Genomic DNA, 5131 nt, shown 5'->3' on the forward strand with positions numbered 1-5131 from the left:
CGTACTGGGCGCGGGTGTGCGGCGCCTGGGGGGGGGCGGTGCTGGAGGACTGCGCGCAGTCGCATGGCGCCACGGACGCCACCGGGCGACGCGCCGGCGCCTTCGGCGACATCGCCAGCTTCAGCTTCTACCCGACCAAGAACCTGGGCGCCCTGGGCGACGGCGGCGCCGTGGTGACCGCGCGCGACGACCTGGCGCAGCGCGTGCGCCAGCTGCGCCAGTACGGCTGGAGCGACAAGTACACCAACACGCTGTCCGGCGGCCGCAACAGCCGCCTGGACGAAATGCAGGCGCGCATGCTGTCGCTGCTGCTGCCTTCGCTGGACGGCTGGAACCAGCGCCGCCGGGAAATCGCCAACCGCTACTCCAACGAAATCCGCAGCGCCGCCATCGACGTCACGCCGGCCGCTGGCGACGAGTTCGTGGGCCATTTGTACGTGGTCCGCACCGATCGCCGTGACGACCTGCGCGCCCACCTCAAGCAAGCGGGCGTGCAGACCGACGTCCACTACCCCAGGCCCGACCACCGCCAGCCCATGCACGCCGGTCGCTTTGACGCGATTTCGCTGCCCGAAACCGAGCGCGACGCCGACCGGGTGCTCACGCTGCCCTGCTTCCCGGAGCTGGCGGACGCAGAAGTCGATCGCGTGGTGCAGGCATGCAACCGGTTCTGAAGCCGCGCTTCTCACTGGTGGTGCCGGTCTACGGCAACGAGGCAGACATCGCTGACCTGGTCGCGGCCATCGCCGGCATCCAGGCGCAGGTGGGCGTGCCCTTCGAGGCCGTGCTGGTGGTGGACGGCAGTCCGGACCGCAGCCTCGAACGCCTCCGGCAGGCCCTGCCCGGTGCCGGGTTCGCTTCGACGCTGGTGGCGCTGAGCCGCAACTTCGGTGCGTTCTCCGCCATCCGCGTCGGGCTGGAGCACGCGCGCGGCGACGTGATCGCGGTGATGGCGGCCGACCTGCAGGAGCCACCGGAGCTGGCCGTGCGCTTTTTCCACGAGCTGGAGAAGGGCGAGCACGACATCGCCTTTGGCGAGCGCATGGGCCGCGACGACCCCTGGCACTCCAAGCTGGCCTCGAACCTGTTCTGGTCGCTGTACCGCAAGACGGTGATGCCGGCCATCCCCAAGGGCGGCGTGGACATCTTCGCCATGCGCGCGGACTTCCGCGACCAGCTGCTGACCCTGAAAGAGTCCAACTCCAGCCTGCTGGCCCAGCTTTTCTGGCTCGGCGGTCGGCGGGTTTTCGTGGGCTATGAGCGCCGCAAGCGCGAACGCGGCAAGAGCGGCTGGACCCTTCGCAAGAAGCTGCGCTACCTGAGCGACAGCGTTTTCTCGTTCACCGACCTGCCCATCCGCCTGCTCACCGCCTTCGGCGCGATGGGCCTGGCGGCGGCGGTGCTGCTGGGCGCGGTCACCCTGGTCGCCAAGGCCACGGGGCTGGTCGAAGTGCCGGGCTATTCGGGCACACTGCTGACCATCATCTTCTTCGGCGGCCTGAACTCGCTGGGCCTGGGCGTGGTCGGCACCTACGCCTGGCGCACGTTCGAAAACACCAAGCAGCGGCCGCTGGCCCTGGTACAGCGGCAGGAACACTTCACGGGAATCTCCGAATGAGCGCTTACTTCCATCCCAACAGCCTGTGCGAGTCCACCGACATCGGCGACGGCACCCGCGTCTGGGCGTTCGCACACATCCTGCCGGGCGCGAGGATCGGACGCGACTGCAATATCTGCGACGGCGTGTTCGTCGAGAACGACGTGGTGGTGGGCGACCGCGTCACGGTGAAGTGCGGCGTGCAGCTGTGGGACGGCGTCAGGCTGGGCAACGATGTCTTCGTGGGACCCAATGCCACCTTCACCAACGACATCTTCCCGCGCAGCCGGCGCCAGCCTGCCGCGTTCGCGCAGACGGTCATCGAGGACGGCGCTTCCATCGGCGCCAACGCCACCGTGCTGCCGGGCATCCGCATCGGTGCCGGCGCGATGATCGGCGCCGGCGCAGTGATCACCCGCTCGGTCCCGCCCAATGCCATCGTGGTCGGCAACCCGGCCCACATCATCGGCTACGTGTCCGATACCGGCGGTGCCGACACCGTCGACGCCACCGCGCAGCCTGCGCCGGCGCCGGAAAGCGGCGTGCGCGGCGTCAGCCTGAAGCAGATGCCGCGCTTCAGCGACCTGCGCGGCGCGCTGTCGGTCGGCGAATTCGAGAAAGACCTGCCGTTCCTGCCCAAGCGCTACTTCCTGGTGTTCGACGTGCCCTCGCGCGAGACGCGGGGCGAGCACGCGCACAAGCGCTGCCATCAGTTCCTGATCTGCGTGAAGGGCTCGGTGCGCGTGCTGGCCGATGACGGTGCGCGCCGGGAGGAGTTCACCCTGGACTCCCCCAGCCTGGGCATCCATCTGCCGCCGATGACCTGGGGCACCCAGTACAAATACTCCGAAGACGCCGTGCTGCTGGTGTTTGCTTCGGAAGGGTATGACGCCGACGAGTACATCCGCGACTACGCCGAGTTCCTGGGCATGGTGCGATCCGCCGCGGCATGAAGCCACCCGCTGGCGCCGCGCCGGACAACCCGCGCCGCAGGACCACGATGGAGATACTGCGCTTCCTGGTGGGCGGCGGCGCCAACACGGCCTTCAGCCTGGCGATCTACTGGCTGCTGCTGGCGCCGCTGGGTTACGCGGCGGCCTACACCGTGGGCTTCGTGGCCGGCATCGTGTCGGGCTTCGCCATCAACACGTTCTTCGTTTTCCGCACCACGTGGTCGTGGCGCAAGCTGTTTGCGTTCCCGCTGGTGCACGCGGTGAACTACGCCTGCGGCCTGTTTGTCGTCTGGCTTTGCGTGCAGTGGCTGGGCGTGGACGCCCGGGTCGCCCCGGTCATCGCCATCGCCGTCACGCTGCCGCTGAACTTCCTGCTGTCCCGGCGACTGATCCGGGGACGGTCCGCCGACTAGGGCGCCGGCAAGGTGCGCGGTTCAAGCACGATTTCAGGCACCCGCGAATAGCTGGCCAGGCAGGTGTTCACCCAGTAGGTCGGGTCGTCGGAGATGTCGGCGCCCTGCAGCACCGACACCAGCGCGGGACGGTCCGAGAACGCCGGCACCACCACGCGCGGCAGCTTGAGCTGGCGACCCTGCGCGATCAGCGCCTGCCGCTCCAGCTGTTCGTGGCGCCAGCCCGCGGCCTCTTCGCGGATCACCCGGGTGAAGCCCAGGAAAGGCGCGCTGGTCACCAGCACCAGCCCCATCACCAGCATCACCGCGCCTGCGGGAATACGACCGGCGCCGCCCGCGGCCAGGCGCAGGCCGCACCAGCAGGACACCAGGCCGATGCCCACCAGGCCCATCGCGTACGCCTGGTTCACTATCCGGCCCGGCATGGCTTCGCCGGTGAGGAAGGAATACACCACCGCGTGCAGCGGCATCGCGGTCAGCAGCACCACGCAAAGCGGCCACAGCCTGCTCCAGGAGCCCGCCACCACGCCCTGCGTGGACTTCATCCAGAGCCCGGCCGCCGCCGAGGCCGCGGCCAGGCAGACCACCAGCATGCCGTGCACGCTCAGGCCGTGCAGCCAGAACAGCTGCAGGCTCTCGCCGGCCAGGCGCAGCGCCGTGGGCAGGTCGTGACGCGTCGCGTCGGACAGTGAATCGCGGGCGAAATTGCCAGGGGCCAGCACCGTGACCAGCAGCGCCGCCGCGAACGCCGCGAAATACACCGCGTGCTGCGGCCAGTTCCGACGCGGGCGATGCGCCAGCGCCACCAGCAAGATCATGGCACCCACCGACAGCGCCAGCAGTTCGTTGAAGCCCGTGGTGATGAAGATGGCGGCCGGGGAACGCCAGGAAGTACGCCACCGCAGTCCGGGGCCGCGCAGGTCGCGCTGCATTTCCAGCGCCAGCCAAAGCAGCGCGCCGATGCCCAGCGTGTACACCGCGGCGCCCGTCAACCACAGCAGGCCTTCGAGCTTGGAAGGCGTGAGCACCAGCACGAACGCCGTCAGGATCAGCCCGGGCAGCCAACGCCCCCGGCCACCGTCGCCCACCAGCCGCTGCGCGGCGTACAGCGACGCGGCCAGGGCCAGCAACAGCGCTGCCACGAAGGCCGAATAAACCCAGTGCTCGGGCACCGGCGCGATGGCGATCAGCCAGCCGCCCAGCGCCACCACGAACGTGGAGCTGTAGCGCCCGGTCCAGTTGAGGTAAAGATTCCAGGTTTCGAGGAACGGGTTCGCGTCCTGGCGCCACAGCAGGCGCCCGAACGTGCACATATCGTCGGTCTGGGCGAAGGCGAAAGCCGACGCGTAAAGGAAGGCCGCCAGCACCCAGGCCCACGGCGCTGCGGCAATCATCCTGGCAGCCAGGCCCTGGCGAGGGTGCGTGGTGTCGGTCATGGGCTCTCCGCGGGCTCCGTGTGATTCAAGCGCGTCAGCGCAGCAGGTTGCTGAACCACCGGCCCACCGACTTCAGCCACCGGCTGCGTTCCACCACCCGGTCGAGCTTGCCGTAGCGATGGCGGAAATGGTCCGCCTCACGGTACAGGCCGAAGCGATGCTCGAACAGGGTTTCAGCGTTGTTGGCGAAGAAGCCGATGTTGGCGCGGAAGATCTGGGCGTAGGTGGAAACCACGGTCGCGTTGTCCTGCATGAAACGCGTGGTCCGCGAAAGCTCCTGGATACGGTAGAAGAACAGCGCCTCCGGCAGCTTCACCACTTCCCTGCCCAGGCTGATGAGCTTGATCCAGAACTCGTAGTCCTCCATGCCGTGCCGCAGCGACTCGTTGTAGCCGCCTACCGCCGACCAGTCGGCCTTGCGGTACAGGCTGCTGCAGAAGATCACGTTGTCGATGGCCATTTCGCGCACGCTGTAGGCCGGCAGCTGCCAGATGCCGGTCGCAGCGCCGAAGCGCATCGCGTCGCAATAGACGATGCCTACCTCGGGACGCTGCTGCATCACCGCCAGGGCCTTGGCGGCGTAGGCGGGGTCGAAGCGGTCGTCTGCATCCAGCGGCAGGATGAACTCGCCGGTGGACTCGGCCACCGCGCGGTTTCGCGCCCCCGACGGGCCGCCCTTTGGCAGGTGGCTAACCATTACCCCCCGGGCCTGCACGCCAGGCCACACAAATA

The 5131-nt window shown here is 68.5% G+C and carries 6 protein-coding genes; 4 read left to right on the forward strand and 2 right to left on the reverse strand.

Features of this window, described 5'->3' with window-relative positions:
* The 4 genes from K0M70_RS04390 to K0M70_RS04405 form a co-directional block, all read left to right on the forward strand.
* The coding region (locus K0M70_RS04390) for a DegT/DnrJ/EryC1/StrS aminotransferase family protein (protein WP_290779777.1) at positions 1 to 674 on the forward strand (674 nt) is incomplete at its 5' end.
* On the forward strand, positions 659 to 1618 hold the full coding sequence (locus tag K0M70_RS04395) for a glycosyltransferase family 2 protein (protein ID WP_290779780.1): 960 nt from the start codon (positions 659 to 661) through the stop codon (positions 1616 to 1618). The genes K0M70_RS04390 and K0M70_RS04395, both read left to right, overlap by 16 nt.
* A complete protein-coding gene (locus K0M70_RS04400; protein ID WP_290779782.1) occupies positions 1615 to 2550 on the forward strand; it encodes a WxcM-like domain-containing protein in 936 nt (311 codons plus the stop codon). Before K0M70_RS04395 ends, K0M70_RS04400 begins: the two co-directional genes overlap by 4 nt.
* Positions 2547 to 2963, forward strand: a complete 417-nt coding sequence (locus K0M70_RS04405; RefSeq protein WP_290779785.1) for a GtrA family protein — start codon at positions 2547 to 2549, stop codon at positions 2961 to 2963. The genes K0M70_RS04400 and K0M70_RS04405 overlap by 4 nt, the downstream gene beginning before the upstream one ends.
* On the opposite strand, the gene K0M70_RS04410 is transcribed toward K0M70_RS04405, so the two are convergent.
* Together K0M70_RS04410 and K0M70_RS04415 are read right to left on the reverse strand one after the other, a co-directional pair.
* Positions 2960 to 4399, reverse strand: a complete 1440-nt coding sequence (locus K0M70_RS04410; protein WP_290779788.1) for a DUF6056 family protein — start codon at positions 4397 to 4399, stop codon at positions 2960 to 2962. The two genes, K0M70_RS04405 and K0M70_RS04410, sit on opposite strands and share 4 nt — an antisense overlap.
* A 34-nt stretch (positions 4400 to 4433) precedes the next feature.
* Positions 4434 to 5131, reverse strand: a 698-nt coding sequence (locus K0M70_RS04415; RefSeq protein ID WP_290779790.1) for a glycosyltransferase, incomplete at its 5' end; no start/stop codon positions are given.

This window comes from Arenimonas sp. (assembly GCF_019459675.1).
Lineage (GTDB): Bacteria > Pseudomonadota > Gammaproteobacteria > Xanthomonadales > Xanthomonadaceae > Arenimonas.